Origin of the sequence: Glaciimonas sp. PCH181, from assembly GCF_003056055.1 — a bacterium.
In the GTDB taxonomy this organism is placed as follows: Bacteria; Pseudomonadota; Gammaproteobacteria; order Burkholderiales; family Burkholderiaceae_D; genus Glaciimonas.
Window position 1 is genome coordinate 260,097 of sequence record NZ_PYFP01000003.1, and the last position, 21,370, is coordinate 281,466.

Sequence of the window (21,370 nt, forward strand, 5' to 3'; positions counted from 1 at the left end):
GGGTATTCGTGCGCAATTGCGCATAAGTTGGAAAACAATTTCATTAACACCCGTATTTGCCTCAAATAGATAATCTCTTACCCATCCTGCTGCTGGATGTAACAAACAAGCGCACATTCTACGGAGAATTATGAGTATCTACCAACTGGGTGAACATATCCCCGAAATTGATCCATCCGCTTACGTCGCCGAAAATGCAACGCTCATCGGTAAAGTTAAAGTTGAAGCCAACGCCAGTATCTGGTTTGGCGTCACCATTCGTGGCGATAACGAACTCATTACCATCGGCCGTGGCAGCAATGTTCAGGAAAATTCGGTTTTACATACCGATATGGGCTTTCCGCTGACGATCGGTGAGAACGTCACAATCGGTCATCAGGTCATGTTGCATGGTTGCACGATAGGCGATGGCGCACTGATCGGCATCCAGGCCGTCGTGCTAAACGGTGCCAAAATCGGCAAAAATAGCCTAGTGGGTGCAGGCGCATTGGTCACCGAAGGCAAAGAATTTCCTGATAATGCGTTGATCATTGGCTCTCCCGCCAAAGTGGCGCGTATCTTATCCGCAGAAGATCTCGTGAAGCTGGCTGGCGGTGCGCAGCACTATATAGAGCGCGGTCAGGAATATAAAACGCAGCTAAAGAAAATCGACTGAATAAACAATAATTGACATGATCGGCGAAGGTAGAAATAACGCGATGAATATAAGTAACGACAATCTGCAAAAATTTATGCTCGAAGATGCCGCAGTTCGGGGCGAATTGGTTGAGCTTTCCCATACCTGGCAACAAGTATTGGCACGCCGCAACTATCCGACTGCGGTGACGACGCTGCTAGGCGAAATGCTAGCCGCAGCCGCACTACTCACGGCAAATTTAAAATTTAATGGCGTGATTGTGATGCAAATACATGGCGACGGCCCGGTGCGCCTATTAGTAGTGGAATGCGATGCTAAATTGCAGATGCGCGCTACGGCAAAGCTGGTACCAGATGCAGTAGTGGAAGATGGCGCTACCCTGACCGAATTAGTCAACGTTAATGGCCATGGTCGATTTGCCATCACTTTGGACCCGCAAGACAAAATGCCGGGGCAGCAACCCTATCAAGGAATCGTGCCGCTAGATGGTAACAATGTCGCCGAAGTTATCGAAAACTATATGTTGCGCTCGGAACAGCTAGATACCAAGCTATGGTTAGCCGCTGATGCTAATGTCTCCCGAGGCTTATTACTGCAAAAATTGCCGAATCATGGCGGCACTGGAATTAGCATAGAAGACCCGCTTGAAAACTGGAATCGTATTTCTATGTTGGGCGCAACCTTGCGTCCGGCAGAAATGCTGTCGACCGATATTCAAACACTATTGCGACGCCTGTTTTGGGAAGAAACTGTACGGGTTTTCGAACCGCAGCATCCCAGCTTTGTCTGCAACTGCTCACGCGAAAAAGTGGGCAATATGCTGCAAATGTTAGGACAAAAAGAAGTCGATGAAGCCATCGCGGAAATGGGAAAACTGTCGGTTGACTGTGATTTTTGCGGCCAGCATTATGCTTTTGATAAAGTCGATTGCGCCCATCTGTTTGCAACCAGCGCCCCTGTCGAGACTTTACTGACAACGGGTAACATCAAGCATTAATTTTTGCCCTAGGCAAAACTGGTGCGGCTAGATAGCAGGCATCAAGGATATCAACTATTGGTGAAGGCTAATAGTTGCTTCTCGCACCAAAGTACCGTGCTCTATCAATCTTTGATGAGCGCGGTCGCTGCTTCAAACGATTGTGCCCGTGTTGGCTTAGCCGCCGTTTTTGATCCTAATTTAGTCGACTTAGCGGCGGTCGTTGCCGGTGTTTTTTCGCCGGGCTTAGCCGCAGGCGGTTTGGAAGGAATCGCAGCGCCAACGCTATCGGATAATTGTTGTGCCTCCTTCAGGGTCGAGACCACTTCAGTATTGCTCGGGTCCAATATCTGCACAAAAATCTCGTCTTGCTTGATCATTCCCAGCTCAGTACGTGCGCGCTCTTCAACTGCGCCTGTACCTTCTTTCAAATCATGTACTTCTGAATCTAGTTTGGCATTGCGCGCCTTCAGATAATCGACTTTGTCATGCGCAGCCACAACTTGTTGCCCCATATCCCAGACGCGTAGCCAGCCACCTTTGCCCAGCCACAGGGGATACTGGATTAATAGCAACAACACGGTCAGACAAATGGCGATTAAACGCATTAACAATCCAATTAAATATATGCAAATCCGGCCAGCGATTAAATTAACTCGCTGGCCGGGATCATTGCATTACATGCTATTTATAACAAATTACTTCAGGTTATAAAAGGCGGAACGGCCAGGATAACTAGCGATATCGCCCAAATCTTCTTCAATGCGCAATAGTTGGTTGTACTTCGCCATACGATCCGAACGCGACATTGAGCCGGTCTTGATCTGCAGTGCATTTGTACCGACCGCGATATCCGCAATAGTTGAATCTTCTGTCTCGCCTGAGCGATGCGAAATCACAGCGGTGTAACCAGCACGTTTTGCCATTTCAATTGCAGCAAAAGTTTCGGTCAGTGTACCAATCTGATTGATCTTGATCAGGATTGAGTTAGCGATATTTTTTTCAATACCTTCACGCAAAATCTTGGTATTGGTCACGAACAGATCGTCACCAACCAATTGAATTTTCTTACCCAGCGTTTCGGTCAGCAGCTTCCAGCCATCCCAATCGTTTTCAGCCATACCGTCTTCGATGCTGATGATCGGATATTTGTCACACCACGATGCCAGTAATCCGGTGAATTGCGCACCTGTCAACGTCATGTTTTCACCGGCAAGGACGTAATTACCGTCTTTGTAGAATTCGCTTGCAGCGCAATCCAGACCCAGTGCAATTTGTGTCCCAGGCTCATAGCCAGCTGCTTCAATCGCTTGAATAATCAGCTTCAGCGCTTCTTCATGGTTAGCTACGGATGGTGCAAAACCACCTTCATCGCCAACTGAAGTTGCCAGGCCTTTGTCTAGCAGGATCTTTTTCAGCGCATGGAATACTTCAGCGCCGTAACGAAGCGCTTCGCGGAAACTTGGTGCGCCGACCGGGATAATCATGAACTCTTGAATATCGAGGTTATTGTCAGCGTGCGCGCCACCGTTGATTACGTTCATCATCGGTACTGGCATTTGCATTGCGCCGCTACCGCCGAAATAGCGGTAAAGCGGCAAGCCAGCTTCTTCAGCAGCAGCTTTAGCCACCGCCATCGACACGGCCAACATTGCGTTCGCGCCTAAACGCCCTTTGTTTTCAGTGCCATCCAGATCAATCAGCGTGCGATCCAGGAATGCTTGCTCGTTGGCGTCCAAGCCCATGATGGCTTCGGAAATTTCGGTATTAATATGCTCACAAGCAGTTAAAACACCCTTGCCGCCGTAACGGCTTTTGTCGCCGTCGCGCAGTTCGATTGCTTCACGCGAGCCAGTCGATGCTCCGGATGGCACCGATGCACGGCCCATGACGCCGGATTCCAGCAGGACGTCGCACTCGACTGTAGGGTTACCGCGTGAATCAATAATTTCGCGGCCGATGATGTCAACAATTGCACTCATTTATTTCCTCTATCCATAATGATTACTTCTTATTAATACCTGAATTAACCGTAAATAACGTTAATTAATACGCGATACTGCTTAGAAGCCAATAATGTAGGCCAACAAAAGATACGCGCCATCATTTATCAATGATGGCGCGTATTGTAATCTCAAGCGAAATGGGTTTCCAGAAAACCATTCTTTTTAACGACACGATCCAACTCGATCAAAGTCGCCAGCAATTCTTTCATCCGGCCCAATGGCACCGCGTTTGGACCGTCCGACATCGCTTTAGACGGATCAGGATGGGTTTCCATAAAAATGCCAGAAATCCCAACGGCAATCGCCGCCCGCGCCAGCACTGGCACAAACTCGCGCTGACCACCGGAAGTACTGCCCTGTCCACCCGGCAATTGCACAGAATGCGTCGCATCGAACACAACCGGACAACCGGTTTCGCGCATGATCGCCAGCGAGCGCATATCGGATACCAGATTGTTATATCCAAACGACGCGCCGCGTTCGCATGCCATAAAGTTATCTTCTGGCAAACCGGCTTCACGGGCAGCTGCACGCGCTTTGTCGATCACATTGGTCATATCATGCGGCCCCAGAAATTGGCCTTTTTTAATATTTACCGGTCTTCCCGACTGTGCGCACGCATTGATGAAGTCGGTTTGACGACATAAAAACGCCGGTGTTTGCAATACGTCTACCACGGCAGAAACTGGCTTGATCTCGTCAATTTCATGTATATCAGTCAATACCGGCACACCAATTTGTTTCTTTACATCAGCCAAAATCTCAAGACCTTTTTCCATTCCCAGACCACGAAATGACGTGCCTGAAGAACGGTTAGCCTTGTCAAACGACGACTTGTAAATGAAGTTGATACCCAGCGCGCTGGTGATCTCTTTCAATTGACCGGCGGTATCGAGTGCCATTTGACGTGATTCAATCACGCAAGGACCTGCAATCAGAAAAAATGGCTGATCCAAGCCAATATCAAAGCCGCACAGTTTCATGTTCTTTCCTTATACCTTAGGATTTTTAGCGAGGGCTTGCTGATGCGCCAACGCTGCCGAGATAAACGAGATAAACAGCGGATGTCCATCACGTGGAGTCGATTTAAATTCTGGATGATATTGGACGCCGACATACCAGGGATGCGCATGCTCACCAGTGCGCGGCAATTCCATTACTTCGCATAGTTCTTCGGTAGGCGTGCGTGCCGAGACGACCAGCCCGGCTGCTTCGATCCGATCCAGATAGTGATTGTTCGCTTCATAGCGGTGACGATGACGCTCAGTCACCGTCGAGCCGTAGATTTCAGAAGCCAGAGTGCCCGGTTTGATATCGCAGGTTTGTGCGCCTAAACGCATGGTGCCGCCCAAATCGGAATTAGCATCGCGCAATTCGACTTTACCGTCGTGATTTTGCCATTCGTTAATCAGCGCCACGACCGGCTGTTCGGTTTGCTCATCAAATTCAGTCGAGTTTGCCAACGTCAGACCAGCAACGTTACGGGCATATTCAAGCAAGGCGACTTGCATACCGAGACAAATACCGAGGTAAGGTATTTTATTTTCCCGTGCATAACGTGCAGCGTTGATCTTGCCTTCTACGCCGCGCTTGCCGAAGCCGCCCGGCACCAGAATCGCGTCATACTTCGATAACGATTGCGTACCCTTGGCTTCAATTTCTTCTGAATCCAGATATTCAATATTGACGCGGGAACCAGTATGAATCCCGGCATGACGCAAAGCCTCAGTCAGCGATTTATACGATTCAGTCAGATCGACGTACTTGCCGACCATACCTATCGTCAGTTCGTGCTCTGGATTTTCCAGCGCACTCACCAAATTAGTCCACATCGTCAAATCGGCTGGCTGCGGCGACAGGCCGAGTTTTTCGCAAATAATTGCGTCCAAACCCTGGTCGTGCAGCATTTGTGGAATTTTATAAATAGTATCCACGTCCCAGACCGAAATGACGGCAGCCATCTCGACGTTCGAGAACAGCGAAATCTTCGCCCGCTCTTCGTCAGGAATAGGACGATCGGCGCGGCACAGCAATGCATCAGGCAAAATACCGATTTCACGCAATTTTTGTACGCTATGCTGGGTTGGCTTGGTTTTTAGTTCACCTGCTGATGGTAAGTAAGGCACCAATGTCAAATGCACAAATGCCGCCGCTTTACGACCGGCGCGCAAACTCAATTGACGTGCTGCTTCAAGGAAGGGCAACGACTCAATATCACCAACTGTGCCGCCGATTTCTACCAACGCCACGTCAAACCCTTCGGCGCCGCGATAGATGTAATCCTGGATTTCATTGGTAATGTGCGGAATCACTTGCACGGTTTTCCCGAGGTATTCACCACGGCGTTCCTTGCGGATCACGGATTCGTAAACTTGCCCGGTCGTAAAGTTATTCACCTTCTTCATGCGCGTTGTAATAAAACGCTCATAGTGGCCGAGATCGAGGTCAGTTTCTGCCCCATCATCGGTAACAAATACTTCGCCGTGTTGGAGCGGACTCATCGTCCCTGGGTCAACGTTGATATACGGATCGAGTTTAATGAGGGTGACTTTTAGGCCACGCGATTCGAGGATCGCGGCGAGGGAAGCGGCGGCAATCCCTTTACCTAGGGAAGACACGACGCCGCCAGTAACAAATACAAACTTGGTCATTGCGGAAGGTGCCGAACGGCACATGCGGGAAATTCGAATTATACCTCAATCAACCATTCGTCTTCTTGAAAAAAGCACGCGATTGTCGTCTTGACGTGTGCGCATATTTTCCGTATGGGCCTAAAAAAAGCACGTTTATAGCGATAAAATCACAACACAACGAGGGTTGTCGGCAAAAAATTGTGCGTCATGCAATAATTCTGCACTATCGCAGCACATGCTACTCCCGCGTTCCCTTACCTGCCCGCCAACCTGGACTGCCCGTGCTTTTTACTTTATCGCAGCGCCATCAGCCACATCCACGACGACTTAAGCGTCAATACCAAATTCCATGAGCAGACTTTTTACCGATCTCGCAGGAGATGATGGCATCCCCGCCGCCCAACGACGCGTCGCCATTATTGTGATGATATTAGTTACCGGCATGACGGTACTGGATGGCTCCATCGTCAACGTGGCACTACCGATCATTGCCCGCGATTTGAATGTCCTTCCCGCGGCGGCGGTCTGGATCGCCAACGCCTATATTCTGGCCGGGGCCATGACAATGGTGGCGTTTGCCTCGCTTGGCGATGTGATTGGTTTTCGACGCCTGTATATGGGCGGCATTCTGTTATTTACGATTAGTTCGCTTGGCTGCGCTTTGTCGCACTCGCTAATGTCGCTGAATATATTGCGTTTTATACAGGGCATCGGTGCGGCTGCGGCCATGAGCATCGGCCCCGCGCTCTATCGAAATATTTTCCCCACACGTTTACTCGGAACCGCCCTCGGCATTAACGCAATGGTGGTTGCCTCTTCGCTGGCAGCGGGCCCGGCTATCGGCGGCGCAATGCTATCGGTACTGAGCTGGCCCTGGTTATTTGCCGTCAACGTGCCCATCGGTATCGTCACATTGATATTGGCGCGACGTGTATTGCCGACCGATCATGGCCGCGGCGGAAAATTTGATGTCGCCGGTGCACTTTTATCGGGGCTGGCTTTGGCGGCGATTGTTCTTGGGGTCGATGGTTTATCCCGCCATGACAGCATCGGCAATGAATTGATTTTCGCCGCGGTGGCAATCCTGTCGATAGTGTTGTTTATTATTCGCCAAAAACGTGCAGCCGCACCTTTATTACCATTGGATATCTTTTCATCGATCCGTTTTTCGATGGCGGTCGCCACTTCGGTTTGCTCATTTATCGGACAAGGGATTGCATTTATCGCCCTCCCCTTTCTATTTCAAGGTGCTTACGGTTTCAGCCCTCTGATGTCAGCCGCATTATTTACGCCGTGGCCGGTGGCGATCATGATTACCGCCCCCATCGCCGGGCGACTAGCCGATCGTTATTCGGCAGCGTTGCTATCGACGTGCGGGCTGGCCGTGTACACGCTCGGCCTGGTCTTACTGACCTTGCTGGGGAAACATCCTTCAGTGCTAGATATTCTATGGCGTGCATTTATTTGCGGATTAGGTTTTGGATTTTTCCAAAGTCCAAATAATCGAGAACTGATGACGAATGCCCCACGCTCGCGCAGTGGCGCGGCTTCTGGCGTACTGGCAATCGCCCGCACGTTCGGGCAGTCATTAGGCGCAGCGCTGGTGGCTTTTGCGCTGGCGGCAACCGGCACGCATCTCGCTTCAACCGCAGATACCGCATCAATCGATGCCAGCGCCGTGCACTTATCGCTATGGATTGCTGCCGCGTCAACGTTGCTGGCGACAACGATTAGTGCGTTGCGGATTCGTCATGGGCGACAAACAGCAAGCTGAGTCGGCATGGAAACGGCATAAGTCGGTATGACCGACACTTTGTCCGCCAGCTTATATAAGCTGCAGTTGGAGGAGCATACTGCACCGCCGAGTAATTGCCCGCTCGCCGTAGTTGCCATAGGAAAATACTCGCCGCCAAACTGACAAATTTGTCATATTCACGACAGCCTGCGGTCCCTTAGTAGCGCTTAAAGTACAACGGTAAGCATGCCAGTCCGGCAGCTACTTGCATTGTCGGACCGGCATATCATCCGATTGCCCTACCGCTCACTGCAGGCCATGACCCCGATCCCATTTTTGCACCACCTCAGCAAGCGCCCGACCGCCACTGCACTTGCAGCGGCAGTCGTCACCGCCTTAGCCACCTTACTTGGTGGCTGCGCCGTCGGCCCCGATTACGTGCGCCCGCAAATCGATACTCCCAGTGCCTATAAAGAAAATACGGCATGGAAAACGGCGACGCCGCAGAGCATCGACGCCAACCATAACTGGTGGGAAATTTATGGCGACAGCACGCTGAACGCGCTGATAACCCAAGCCAATCAAGCCAATCAAAATATTCGCCAGGCGGAAGCCCAGTATCGACAGGCACACGCTACCGCCGATGCTGCACGTGCTGGATTTTGGCCAACGCTGGGCGTGAACACCGGTGTAGGCAGGGCACGCACGAATACCAGTGGCGTGATTAATACCGGCAATGAATACAGTGCTTCCATCAACGCTAGTTGGGAGCCGGATATCTGGGGCGCGGTACGTCGTTCAGTGGAGTCAGGAGAAGCCGGTACGCAAGCCAGCGCCGCCGATCTGGCAGCGGCGCGTCTCAGTATCCAAACGACGCTGGCGCAAGATTATTTACAGTTGCGGGTGACCGATCAACTCAAGGATTTATATGCGCGCACCACCGCAGCCTATGCCCGTTCGCTGCAACTGACGCAAAGCCAATACAACGCCGGTGTAGCGTTGCGTTCTGATGTAGCGCAAGCCGAAGCGCAACTAAAAACCGCCGAGGCGCAAGCAATTGATCTGGATGCACAACGCGGCCAGTTAGAACATGCGATTGCGATTTTGCAGGGTAAGTCGCCCGCCGCCTTTTCGCTGACACCGGTCACATCCGCCTCAACCGTGCCGCTGGTGGCGCATTTGCCGCTAGTTCCGCCCGGCTTGCCCTCCGATCTGCTTGAACGTCGTCCCGATATTGCTGCTGCCGAACGTCGCGCTGCACTGGCAAACGCAAATATCGGCGTCGCCAAAGCCGCCTTCTTCCCCAACTTACTACTCAGTGCAAATGGCGGCTTCAATGGGAATAGTCTGGCAAATTGGTTTAATGCCCCTAGCCGTGTCTGGTCGCTCGGCTCCGCGTTGGCAGAAACCATTTTCGATGGCGGCTTGCGTCGGGCTCACAGTGCGCAAGCGGTGGCCGCCTATGACGTCGCCGTCGCCCAATACAAACAAACGGTATTAAACGGTTTTCAGGATGTTGAAGACAATCTGACCACCTTGAACGTTCTGGATCGCGAAGGCGTGGTGCAGGATCAGGCTGTCGCGGCATCGGAACTTGCCGAAAGACTGGCGTTGAGCCAATACCGCGCTGGCACTACTACCTATTTAAGCGTCGTGATTGCCCAGACAACCGCGCTGAGCAATGCGCGTACGGCGGTGCAGATACGTGGCCGTCAATTGGTTGCCAGTGTTGGGCTGATCAAAGCCATCGGCGGCGGCTGGGACGCGACGGCATTGACTAAAGATGCACTCGAAAAGACTGCATTGAACAATGCCACGCAGACAAAAACACATTAAATCCAATTCATTTTCGCGAGTAAAACATGTCCACACCATTTTTCCGCCGACGCTCGACGCATATCATCGGCGCTGTACTGTTGCTAGTCATTGCTGCCGGTATCTGGAGCGAGCGACACAAAGCCAACACCGCTGCGCCAGTAGAAGAAAATCCGCCGGTAGAAGCAACGACTGCACTAGTTAAGCAGCAAGATGTGCCGATCTATCTGACAGGCGTCGGCACGGTCACCGCCAATGCCAGTGTCATCGTCAGAACGCGGATTGACGGGCAACTCGACAAAGTCGGATTTACTGAAGGCCAAGATGTCAAAGCAGGTCAGCTGCTGGCCCAGATTGATCCACGTGCCGTGCAAGCGCAACTTGAACAAGCGCAAGCACAAAAAACCAAAGATCAGGCACAGTTAAGCAACGCCAAACTGGATTTGCAACGCTATACAGTGTTGCGCCAGCAAGACGCCGCGACGCAGCAAACGCTGGATACGCAAAAAGCGTTGGTGAGCCAACTTGACGCCGCATTGAAAACAGACGATGCGCAAATCAGCTTCGCCAAAGTTCAGCTCAGTTACACCACTATCAACGCGCCGATTAGCGGTCGCGTCGGTGCGCGTCTGGTCGATGCTGGCAATATTGTGCACGCCGCCGATGCCAATGGGCTGGTGGTGATTAATCAGATCGATCCGATCACGACTATATTCACTTTGCCTGAGGATAACTTCCAGCAAATCAATAAAACGCTACAAGGAAATCACCAGCAATTAAAAGTGTCAGCCTTTGATCGCAACAGCAATGAAGCGCTAGCCAACGGTCACCTCACGTTGCTTAATAATCAGATCGATACCACTTCTGGCACCGTCCAATTAAAAGCAACTTTTGATAATCCGACGCATGTCTTGTGGCCCGGTCAATATATCAATGTGCGTCTATATCTGGCTGATTTATCGCAAGCATTAACTATCCCGGCCGCAGCTGTGCAACGTGGTCAGACCGGTACTTACGTCTATGCCGTCGACGCCAATGAGGTAGCGCAACCGCAGCCCGTTCATGTGTTACAAAGTCAGGACGGCATCGCTGTTATCGACAAAGGTCTGAAAACGGGTCAAAAGGTCGTCATCGACGGCCAATATAAACTCAAGCCGGGCGTGAAAATTATTGAAAATACGCCTGCCAGCGCACCGCCAAAAGGAGCGGCCAATTGAGTATCTCGGCTGCCTTTATCAAGCGACCCATCGGGACCACGCTTCTCGCAATTGCTATTATGCTAGTCGGCATCGCGGTCTGGCCTTTGCTGCCAGTCGCACCGTTGCCGCAGGTCGATTTTCCAACCATCCAGGTATCGGCGAATCTGCCTGGTGCTAATCCAGAAACGATGGCATCGAATGTTGCCCAACCGCTAGAACGACAATTTTCGTTAATCGCAGGTCTGTCGCAAATGACCTCGACCAGCGCGCTTGGCTCATCTCAAATTACGCTGCAATTCGATTTGAACCGGAATATCGATGCCGCTGCGCTGGATGTACAGGCCGCGATTAACGCATCCAGCGGCCAACTTCCGGCTAACTTGCCAAACCCGCCTACGTTCCGAAAAATCAATCCTGCTGACTCACCGATTTTGGTGATGGCGGTGCAATCGTCGACGTTGCCATTGATTGAAGTCAACGACTACGCCGATAATATTTTGGCGCAACAGATTTCACAGATTACCGGCGTCGGACTGGTAAATATCGGCGGTGCGCAAAAGCCTGCGATACGGATTCAGGTTGATCCCACCAAACTTTCCGCGTTGGGAATGAATCTTGAAGATATCCGCGGCGTCATCGCCAGCACCACGGTCAATCAGCCGAAAGGGACGATCGATGGCGACCGGCAAAGTTTTACCGTCTACACCAATGACCAGTTGCTAAAAGCCAAACCGTGGAATGACATGGTGTTGGCGTACAAAAATGGTGCCCCGGTGCGGGTCCGCGATATCGGTATAGCCATAGATGCCCCAGAAAACGTCAAAGTGGCCGGATGGGCCTATGCCGGTAAAGCAGCGCCTGCTGACAGTACCGTGATCAATGGCCGCTCAATCGTGCTGGCGATTACGAAACAACCGGGCGCTAACGTGATTGAAACGGTAGACCGGATTAAGGCCGCCCTGCCGCGCCTTCAGGCTGCGATTCCGCCATCGGTGCGCGTCAATACACTGATCGACCGTACCCAGACTATCCGCGCTTCCGTACTGGATGTAGAACTCACACTGATGCTGACAATTGCCTTGGTCGTGATGGTTATTTTTATGTTCCTGCGCAACGTTCCAGCGACATTAATCCCCAGCGTTACCGTGCCATTGGCCCTGATGGGAACCGCCGCGATCATGTATCTGGTCGGTTTTAGTCTGGATAATTTGTCGTTGATGGCACTCACGATCGCAGTCGGTTTTGTGGTCGATGATGCGATTGTGATGTTGGAAAATATTTATCGCTATGTCGAAGAAGGCATGACGCCGATGGAAGCCGCCTACAAGGGCGCAGGCGAAATCGGTTTCACGATTATTTCGATTTCTGTTTCGCTAGTCGCTGTGTTCATCCCATTGCTGTTGATGGGCGGCATCGTCGGACGTCTTTTCCGTGAATTTGCGATCACCGTCACGCTCACCATCGCCGTATCGGTGATCATTTCATTAACCCTGACGCCGATGTTGTGTTCGCGCTTTCTGCGCAACCATCACGACGAAAAACATGGCCGTCTGGCGCTGTGGTTTGAACATGCATTCGATGCAATGCTGAACGGCTATAAACGTGGATTGATGGTCGTGTTACGCCATCAATTCATTACTTTGTGCGTATTTTTCTGCACATTGGCGGCAACCGTCGTGCTGTTTATTATCATTCCCAAAGGCTTTTTCCCGCAGCAAGACACTGGCTTCGTTTTCGGTTTTGCCGAATCGGCGCAGGACGCTTCCTTTTCTTCGATGAATGACAGAATGTTGAAACTAGCCGATGTGATTCGACAAGATCCGGATGTCACCGGATTCGGGATGAGCGGCGGTCAGGCGACGTTTAACACCGGTAACTTCTTTATCAGCCTGAAGCCAAAAGACGAGGGACGTACAGCAACCGCGGATGAAGTGATTACCCGTTTGCGTACTCAAGTCGCCAAAATTCAGGGCGTCAATCTGTTCTTGCAAGCCGGACAAGATATCAACGTCGGCGGCCGTCTGGCGCGGACGCAATATCAATACACGATTACCGACTCTTCATTGAGTGAGCTGGACGTCTGGGCACCGAAATTACTAGCGCGCTTCAAACAATTGCCAGCATTAACTGACCTCGCCTCCGATCAACAAAATGCGGCGGCAACTGCCACACTGACTATCGACCGGGCGCGTGCATCCAGTTTTGGTATTTCGCCAGCACTAATCGACTCCACCATTTATGACGCGATTGGTCAGCGTCAGGTCGCGCAATACTTCACGCAAGTAAACAGCTATCACGTCGTGTTGGAAGTAACGCCAAAGCTGCAAACCGATCCGGCATTGTTTGACAAGTTGTATGTGACATCGCCACTGACGGGGCAACAAATCCCTGTTTCCACGTTTATCAAAGTGGATACGACCAAAACAGGTTATTTGTCGATCAGTCATCAAAGTCAGTTCCCAGCTGTAACGATCTCATTCAACCTGGCCCCCGGCGTGGCGCTTGGGGATGCGGTCACCGCGATCCAAAAAGCACAGGATGAAATGGGCGTACCGCATACCTTAACCGGTGCTTTCCAGGGCGCGGCAAAGGCGTTCGGCGATTCGTTATCGTCACAGCCATATCTGATCGCAGCGGCGTTGGTAGCCGTATATATCGTGCTAGGTTTGCTGTACGAGAGTTACATCCATCCATTGACTATTCTGTCTACGTTGCCGTCGGCGGGGGTCGGGGCCTTGCTGATCCTGATGCTGGGCGGCTATGATCTCAGCGTGATTGCCTTGATCGGGATCATATTATTGATCGGGATTGTGAAGAAAAATGGCATCATGATGGTCGATTTCGCGCTCACTGCCGAGCGTGAAAAGGGCATGAAACCAGAGGAAGCAATTTTTCAGGCATGCTTGTTACGGTTCCGCCCCATCATGATGACGACTATGTGCGCATTGCTCAGCGGGTTGCCATTGATGTTGGGCCACGGTGCGGGATCAGAATTGCGCCGACCGCTAGGTTATGCGATGGTAGGCGGATTGATTCTGTCGCAAATACTGACACTATTCACCACCCCGGTCGTTTATTTGTATCTGGATCGCGCCCATTTCTGGTACGAAGGTCGCAAAAAAACGCGCAAAGAACGCAAGGAAACTGCGAAGGAAACAGTCCCCGTGCTAGAGTGAAAATGATGCAATCGTTGGCGATAAGACTTCGGTTGCGTCGATACAAAGATGCGCCGATGTCTGGCCGATAAGATATAGCGGAGAATGCCCCAAGAATGAAAATCCTGATAGTCGAAGATGAATTGAAGACCGCCGAGTACCTTTATAAAGGCTTGACTGAGCAAGGCTGCACAGTTGACCTGGCACATAACGGTATCGACGGTCAGCACTTGGGATTGCAGCATGATTACGATGTGATCGTGCTCGATGTCATGCTGCCCGGGATTGACGGATTTTCTGTATTACGCGCATTGCGCGCCATTAAACACACACCGGTCATCATGCTGACCGCCCGCGATAGCATCGAAGATCGCATCAAGGGTTTGCATGATGGCGCGGACGATTATCTGATCAAGCCATTTTCGTTTCTCGAACTTCTGGCACGCTTGCAAGCATTGGCGCGCCGCGGCAGAACGCAAGAACCCAGTCAACTCCGGATCGGCAATCTGCAAATCGATCTGCTCAGCCGCAAGGCTTATCGCACGAATAGCGAGGATGGCAGCAATACCCGCATCGATCTGACAGCCAAAGAATTTTCTTTATTGGTGGTGTTAGCGCGGCGGCAAGGTGAAATTCTGTCAAAGACAGCGATTGCCGAGTTGGTCTGGGATATGAATTTCGACAGTAATACGAATGTCGTCGAAGTTGCCATTAAACGGTTGCGGACCAAGATGGATATTCCATTCACGCCGAAATTACTGCATACCATACGCGGTATGGGTTACGTGTTGGAACTGCGCAAGGATGAGAAAACCGAATGAAGCGTTCCATCACAGTGCGTTTGGTGACGATGTTTGCAGCGGCCGCTTTATTGATTTTTTCGATGATCGGTATGTCGCTGTATAGCGTTGTCCAAAGAGAACTGGAACGACATCAACAGGAAGAATTGCATACCCTGTTTCAGGATATTCAATACATGATTCAGCATAACGGCAGCGCCGAGCGCTGGCCACGAGTGCGAGCAAAACTGGATGCCTTGACGCCAACCGATGGCAGTAAACACTTCTGGATACTCAGCGATGATTCACGCTTTCAGTTTGGGCAGGGGCTTGCCGAAATTGATAATCTGGAGCGCGATCCCGATGGCTCGGGAACTATTCTGTTACGCAAACGCGAATATCCATTGCGAACGATGACGAAAACTATCGCGGCCCTGGATGAAAGGCCGCCGGTACGATTGATCGTCGGTATCGATTTGGAGCCGTATTTTCATACGCTGCACGCGTTTGTAATTGCGTTGCTTAGTTTATCGTTGGTCGGCATTGCCTTGGTCATGCTGCTGGGTTATTGGATTGCGCGGGTTGGTTTACGGCCATTGAAACAGCTTTCTATTGAGGCACAGGGATTTAGTCCGAAAGCGCTTTCGCAACGTTTGCAAGTTGCGCGCCTGCCGGATGAGTTGTCTGATTTGGCGACGACTTTCAACGGGGCGTTGGATCGGATAGAAAACGCGTACAAACAACTCGAAGGATTTAATGCGGACGTGGCGCACGAACTGCGCACGCCGTTGGCAAATATCATCGGGACGACGCAGGTTGCGTTATCGCGAGAACGCAATGCGGGGGAGTTTCAGGAGGTTCTGCAATCGAATCTTGAGGATCTGGAGCGGGTGCGCTCGATCATTAACGACATGTTGTTTCTGGCGCGCGCGGATCAGGGCGAACCGGCCACTGGATTGATTGTGGCGTCAATTGCGTTACAGGTCAGTAAGACTGTGGAATTTTTTGAGTTCATTCTTGATGATGGCGGTATGACTGTCAGCATTGGGGGGGATGTTGGCGTTGAAGCGCCTATCGAAACTGCGTTGTTTCGCCGGGCTATCAGTAATCTTTTGCAGAATGCGATTCAACATTCGGGTGTTGGTGCGGAGATTATTGTGACTATTACGCGGCAGGAAAATGCGATTCAGATTGCGGTGTCTAATCCCGGCGAGCCGATTCCTGAAGCGCATTTAAATCGATTATTTGACCGGTTTTATCGGGTTGATGCTGCGCGCCACGATCAGGGGTTGCAGCATGGGTATGGGTTGGGATTGGCTATTGTGAGAGCAGTCGCCAATATGCATGGCGGGGGAGTGTTTGCTTCTTGTGAGGATGGAATGACTACTATTGGATTTAGTGTGAAGGTGGCGTGAGTTCAGTTCAGTTCAGTTCAGTTCGGTTGTAATTGACACGGGTTGTGCCCCGTTGAAGCAAGCCGGGGGGGGGCGGCATCCTCCAATAGTCCTAAAATCGGTGTCTGAAAATCCATTACCAACAAAGCACTACGCGTAGGATCTAAAGTAAAAGTAGCGGACATATTTGCCTCTCCAAATTAACGTGTTTGTGATACTACCGGCTGCGCTTCCCGCGATATTCCCAACTCTCCAACCGGAATACTATCGCCAGCAAACACCAATGGCCCAGTACCACTATAGCGATCCAATAACAAATAAATTACCGGAGTAATGAATAAAGTTATTACCTGCGATACCAGCAAACCACCAACGATTGCCACACCCAACGGCTGCCGCAATTCTGCCCCGGCCCCCAACCCCAATGCAATCGGAATCGCGCCCATCAAGGCTGCCAGCGTAGTCATCATGATCGGGCGGAAACGTAAAATACACGCAGTACGAATCGCTTCTACCGGTGTCATCCCCTGATTACGCTGCGCATCAAGCGCGAAATCGATCATCATAATCGCGTTTTTCTTGACGATCCCGATCAGCATCAAAATCCCAATCGTCGCAATCAATGTCAACTCAAAACCAAAAATCCGTAACGCCAGTAACGCCCCAATCGCCGCAGATGGCAAGCCCGCCAAAATCGTCAACGGATGAATATAACTTTCGTATAACACGCCAAGCAAAATATAAATCACCGCCACCGCCAATACCAGCAAAGCTACCTGACTACTTTGGGAAGATTGAAATACTGCGGCATCGCCACCGTAACTCGCAATGATGCTAGCGGGTAAATCAAGTTCCGCTTTAATCTGATCGATTTTTTGACTCGCGTTACCAAGCGGCACGTCGGGTGCCAGATTGAACGAAATCGTTATCGCCTGCAATTGCCCCTGATGATTCACCGAGATAGCCGTTGGTTCACGTTTCACCGTCGCGACACTCAGCAACGGCACCAGCGCACCGGTTTTACTGCGGAGGTAAATTTTATTTAGGTCTTCCTCATCCTGGTGACCGGAATTATTACTCTGCAAAATGACCTGATAACTATTGCTACTCGTAAAAATAGTAGAGACCTGACGGTCACCATAAGCACTGTAGAGCGCAGTGCGGATGTCATCAATCTGCACGCCAGCGTCATTGGCGCGATCGCGATCAATATCAATGCTGGCCTGCAATCCATTCATTTGCGAGTCGCTGGTCACATCGCGAAACATCGTATCGGCGCGCATTTTTTCTTGTATCCGATCCGCCCAACTGTTCAACTCATCAGCACGCACGCTTTGCAAGGTGTATTGATAGCGACTTTTGCTTGAGCGTCCACCCAGACGTAAATTTTGTACTGGCGTCAGATAAGCCGACATACCGGCCACGCCACGCAATTTTCCGCGCAAGCCTTCTAGTACCTGATCCATCGTCTGGCGGTCCTTGCGCGCCTTTAAACCAATGAACATCGAGCCGCTATTACTGTTGCTGCCGCTGACGCGGGACGTAACGCTCTCGACATTCGGATCTTTTCCAACAATTTCAGCAGCGTTACGCACCATGGTAACCATCGCCGGGTACGAGATATCTTGCGGCCCTTCCACTGTCGCGCTGATTTGTCCGATGTCTTCGGTCGGAAAAAAACCTTTGGGACTAGTCGCGAATAGCACGCCCGTCAACATGAATGTTGCAGCCGCACCGGCCAATATCCAGCGCCGATGATCCAGGCACCAATCAAGACCGCGCGTATATGTATTCAAAACAGCATGAAAACCTTGTTCGAATTTCCGGCTTAGCCAGCCATCTTCCACATGATTTTCGTGTTTTAAATAGCGGCTGCACAGCATAGGCACCAACGTCAACGACACCAGCGCCGAGACCATAATCGCCAGCGAAACGACTGCGGCGAACTCATGAAACATTAAGCCAATCACGCCCGGCATAAAAAATATCGGAATAAAAACAGCGACTAGCGAGATAGAAATCGACATGATCGTGAAGCCAACTTCCTTCGATCCCTTCAGCGCTGCCGCCATCGGCTCCATACCCTGCTCGACGTAACGCACAATATTTTCCAGCATCACAATCGCGTCATCCACCACCAAACCGACCGCAATCGTAATCGCCAGCAATGAAATATTGTCCAGGCTGTATCCCAGCCACAGCATCAATGCGCAACAGCCAATCAATGAAATAGGTAAAGATAAAACCGGTATCGCAGTGGCCGATAAACGCTTGAGAAACAAAAAGATAACCATAATCACCAACACCACCGTCAGCACCAATGTGTGCTTGACGTCGGCAATTGCATCTCGAATCGAGACTGATCTGTCGTTCAACACATGCACGTTGATCGAGGCTGGCATTTGCGACTTAAATTGCGGTAAAGTCGCTTTTACCGCATCAACGACCGCAACCGTATTCGCATCCGGCTGGCGCTGGACTGCCAAAATAATAGAAGGCTCGCCATTCACCCAACTGCCGCTCTTGGTAGTTTCGACGCTATCTTCTACATCCGCCACATCCTTCAGGCGCATGCTGGAGCCATCCTGACTTTTGATCACCAGATTGGAGAATGCTGCGGCGTTAGCGAGTTGTTTATTCGCCTGTATCGTCAAACTTTGACGCGGCCCATCCAATACGCCAACCGGACTATTCGCATTGGCCGCTTTGATCGCTGCCGCCAACTCATCCATGGTCATATTACGTGCTGCTAATTGATCGGGTCTTGCCTTCACGCGCACTGCATAACGACGCTGACCGTAGACGGCCACCTGCGCGACACCAGCAATCGTCGACAGCGATGGCGAGATCAAATTCTCGGCATAGTCATCCAGCTCAGCTAATGATATGGATGGCGAAGTCAGTCCTAACAAGAGTACCGGCGCATCCGCCGGATTAACTTTGCGATAGGCGGGCAAGGACGTCATTTCGATCGGCAAATTGCGCTGCGCACGCAATAGCGCGGCTTGCACATCAACGGCTGCTGCGTCGATATCGCGGTCTGAATTAAATTCTAGGGTAATTGAGGTGCTACCGAGGGTATTGGTGGAGCTGATCGTTGCCAGTCCGGGAATCGTTGAAAACTGCTTTTCTAGCGGCGTGGCGACCGATGCGGCCATGATTTCCGGACTGGCACCCGGCAATGATCCACTAACGTTAATGACGGGGGTGTTGTAACTCGGCAGCGCCGCGATAGGTAATTTGGAATAGGAGAAAATCCCCAAGACCACAATCGCTACCGATAGCAATACAGTCATGATCGGACGGCGGATACACAGTTCGGAAATATTCACGTTATTTTTTCTGCTGATTAGGTCAGGCTCGTCAGGCTGCACGCACCATGCTGAGTTTGCGCAGTGGCGCGTTTATACGCAATTGCCACTGCACGGCGAAATGAAGGTCAGTGCAAGTCATTGCAAGCCAGCGCCCTTAGATGGCAACTTCCTTGGCAGGGTTAGCTGGTTTTGTCTTGGCCTCTTTTATCGAAGCGCCCGGCCGCAGATTTTGCATTCCCTCAATCACGACGCGGCTACCGACTTTCAGCCCGGTCACGACCGCTTGACCGCTAGTCGTTTCCACGACTACCAAGGGCTGCATCGTCACGGTCTCGTCCTGATTCACCAGATACACGAACTTATTAGTAGGACCGGTCACGATAGACTGCGCCGGGATCACCACCGCATCGTTAAGCGTTCTGGAAACCAGGCTGATATTTACGTACGTTCCGGGCCACATCACGCGTTTGTCATTCTCAAACTGGGCCTTCATACGAATAGTGCCGCTTTGCGTATCGGCAGTATTGTCGATAAAAATCAATTTTCCGACTAATTGCTGCGTAGGCGACAATTGGACAGCAACAGGGGCATTTCCATCTGGATAACTGGCGCGTATCGACTGTAGTTCTTTTTCCGGCAGCGAAAAACTGACTGCAATCGGATCGAGTTGCGATATCGTTACCATTGGCACCCCGCTTGGCTGCGCCAGACTGCCTGGGTGCACACTGATCGCGCCGATACGACCACTAATGCTGGCATTAATTTTATTAAAACTCAGCGCAATACTGCTGGACTGGACGACGGCCTGATCGGCTACGACGACACTAAGTAATGAGTTGACCTTGTTTTGTGCGCTATCCACCACGGCTTGCGAAACAAATTTTTGCGCGAGTAACTCCTGATTCCGTTTCAAGGCCATTTCAGCATCGACCAGCATGGCTTTGTCGGTTGCCAACTGCGCCCTCGCCTTATCCACGCCAGAATTATCTGTCCGTGCATCAAGCGTAAATAAGAGTTGATTCGCCTTTACGTCCTGACCTTCCCGCACATGCACCTGCTGCACCACGTTTTGAATCTGTGGGCGCACATCCACGGTATTAATAGCAGTAACGTAGCCATTCGCAGAGACGGTAATCGGAACAGTTTTTTGCTCTGCCCGACTGGTTCTGACTATTTGGGCGATTTGTTCGTTGATTGAAGCAGATTTGCCAAACTTCCCTCCAAAGCCAAAATAACCGGCCAATCCGAGGATCACAAGGGCCGCAAAAATAAGAGAATACTTATAGGAAACGCGCATAGGAAAAATTCTGGAAGCTTTACATGAGGTCGTACGGAAATGTTGACACAAAATATAACGCAAAACAGGCAGCGAAATTCCCGGGACAGGAGATTTTTGTCCCTAACCAGCCGAATGATAGACATTATTATTTGAAGCGTGGAGTACACCAGCGAGTATTGACAACTTCTCAGTGCTTTTACAATTATTTTTCTGCTAGCTTAAAGCCTGGCTTTTGCTAATAAACGCGCAATAATCTGGCAAGTTCAAGCACTGCTAGAACAACATCTATACGCTAAATGGAGAACCGGGGAAGAATAAAGAAAAACTGAGAGAAATTAAAGAGGCGAGCCTTGTCTGCGGCACTTGCGGGAAATAGCTGTGGCTGCTTCGTTCCCGACCTGACCAGATTCACCATGCCACAATGCGCAGGGGCCCGCCAGCCAGAATT

Annotated in this window: 13 protein-coding genes, 1 other RNA gene and 1 pseudogene; 8 read left to right on the forward strand and 7 right to left on the reverse strand. The window is 51.0% G+C overall.

The genetic code is table 11. The features are described from left to right. The first annotated feature begins 130 nt into the window (after nt 1-130). Both C7W93_RS21880 and hslO read left to right on the forward strand, forming a co-directional pair. Nucleotides 131-655, forward strand: a complete 525-nt coding sequence (locus C7W93_RS21880; RefSeq protein WP_108442456.1) for a gamma carbonic anhydrase family protein — start codon at nt 131-133, stop codon at nt 653-655. 43 nt (nt 656-698) lie between these two features. After that, a complete protein-coding gene (hslO, locus tag C7W93_RS21885; RefSeq protein WP_108442682.1) occupies nt 699-1,634 on the forward strand; it encodes an Hsp33 family molecular chaperone HslO in 936 nt (311 codons plus the stop codon). Nucleotides 1,635-1,948: 314 nt separating this feature from the next. Here the strand turns inward: hslO and ftsB are convergent. From ftsB to C7W93_RS21905, 4 genes and pseudogenes are all read right to left on the reverse strand, one after another. Then, nucleotides 1,949-2,221 (reverse strand): annotated as a pseudogene (gene ftsB / locus C7W93_RS25530) (cell division protein FtsB); the annotation flags it as partial. Nucleotides 2,222-2,311: 90 nt separating this feature from the next. Continuing rightward, nucleotides 2,312-3,595, reverse strand: coding sequence for a phosphopyruvate hydratase (gene eno, locus C7W93_RS21895; RefSeq protein ID WP_108442458.1), 1,284 nt, complete (start codon nt 3,593-3,595; stop codon nt 2,312-2,314). Between the two features lie 152 nt (nt 3,596-3,747). After that, a complete protein-coding gene (gene kdsA, locus C7W93_RS21900; protein WP_108442459.1) occupies nt 3,748-4,602 on the reverse strand; it encodes a 3-deoxy-8-phosphooctulonate synthase in 855 nt (284 codons plus the stop codon). Nucleotides 4,603-4,611: 9 nt separating this feature from the next. Beyond that, entirely contained in the window at nt 4,612-6,270 is a 1,659-nt protein-coding gene (locus C7W93_RS21905; protein ID WP_108442460.1) for a CTP synthase, read from the reverse strand. Nucleotides 6,271-6,601: 331 nt separating this feature from the next. Between C7W93_RS21905 and C7W93_RS21910 the strand changes: the two genes are divergently transcribed. The 6 genes from C7W93_RS21910 to C7W93_RS21935 all read left to right on the forward strand — a co-directional run bounded on the left by C7W93_RS21910 (nt 6,602) and on the right by C7W93_RS21935 (nt 16,350). Continuing rightward, nucleotides 6,602-8,026, forward strand: a complete 1,425-nt coding sequence (locus C7W93_RS21910; protein WP_108442461.1) for an MFS transporter — start codon at nt 6,602-6,604, stop codon at nt 8,024-8,026. Nucleotides 8,027-8,305: 279 nt separating this feature from the next. Beyond that, complete coding sequence (locus C7W93_RS21915) at nt 8,306-9,823, forward strand: efflux transporter outer membrane subunit (RefSeq protein ID WP_108442462.1); 1,518 nt, start codon at nt 8,306-8,308, stop codon at nt 9,821-9,823. A 26-nt stretch (nt 9,824-9,849) separates the two neighbouring features. After that, complete coding sequence (locus tag C7W93_RS21920; RefSeq protein ID WP_108442463.1) at nt 9,850-11,019, forward strand: efflux RND transporter periplasmic adaptor subunit; 1,170 nt, start codon at nt 9,850-9,852, stop codon at nt 11,017-11,019. Beyond that, the gene (locus C7W93_RS21925) at nt 11,016-14,177 is read left to right on the forward strand and encodes an efflux RND transporter permease subunit (RefSeq protein ID WP_108442464.1); all 3,162 of its coding nucleotides are present in this window, start codon (nt 11,016-11,018) and stop codon (nt 14,175-14,177) included. Before C7W93_RS21920 ends, C7W93_RS21925 begins: the two co-directional genes overlap by 4 nt. A gap of 95 nt (nt 14,178-14,272) precedes the next feature. Then, complete coding sequence (locus C7W93_RS21930) at nt 14,273-14,977, forward strand: heavy metal response regulator transcription factor (protein WP_108442465.1); 705 nt, start codon at nt 14,273-14,275, stop codon at nt 14,975-14,977. Continuing rightward, complete coding sequence (locus C7W93_RS21935; protein ID WP_108442466.1) at nt 14,974-16,350, forward strand: heavy metal sensor histidine kinase; 1,377 nt, start codon at nt 14,974-14,976, stop codon at nt 16,348-16,350. Before C7W93_RS21930 ends, C7W93_RS21935 begins: the two co-directional genes overlap by 4 nt. 179 nt (nt 16,351-16,529) lie before the next feature. On the opposite strand, the gene C7W93_RS21940 is transcribed toward C7W93_RS21935, so the two are convergent. The 3 genes from C7W93_RS21940 to ffs form a co-directional block, all read right to left on the reverse strand. Next, on the reverse strand, nt 16,530-19,661 hold the full coding sequence (locus C7W93_RS21940) for an efflux RND transporter permease subunit (protein WP_108442467.1): 3,132 nt from the start codon (nt 19,659-19,661) through the stop codon (nt 16,530-16,532). Between the two features lie 136 nt (nt 19,662-19,797). Next, the gene (locus tag C7W93_RS21945) at nt 19,798-20,940 is read right to left on the reverse strand and encodes an efflux RND transporter periplasmic adaptor subunit (RefSeq protein WP_108442468.1); all 1,143 of its coding nucleotides are present in this window, start codon (nt 20,938-20,940) and stop codon (nt 19,798-19,800) included. 321 nt (nt 20,941-21,261) lie between these two features. Beyond that, nucleotides 21,262-21,360: signal recognition particle sRNA small type (gene ffs, locus C7W93_RS21950), an RNA gene on the reverse strand. Nucleotides 21,361-21,370: the final 10 nt, after the last annotated feature.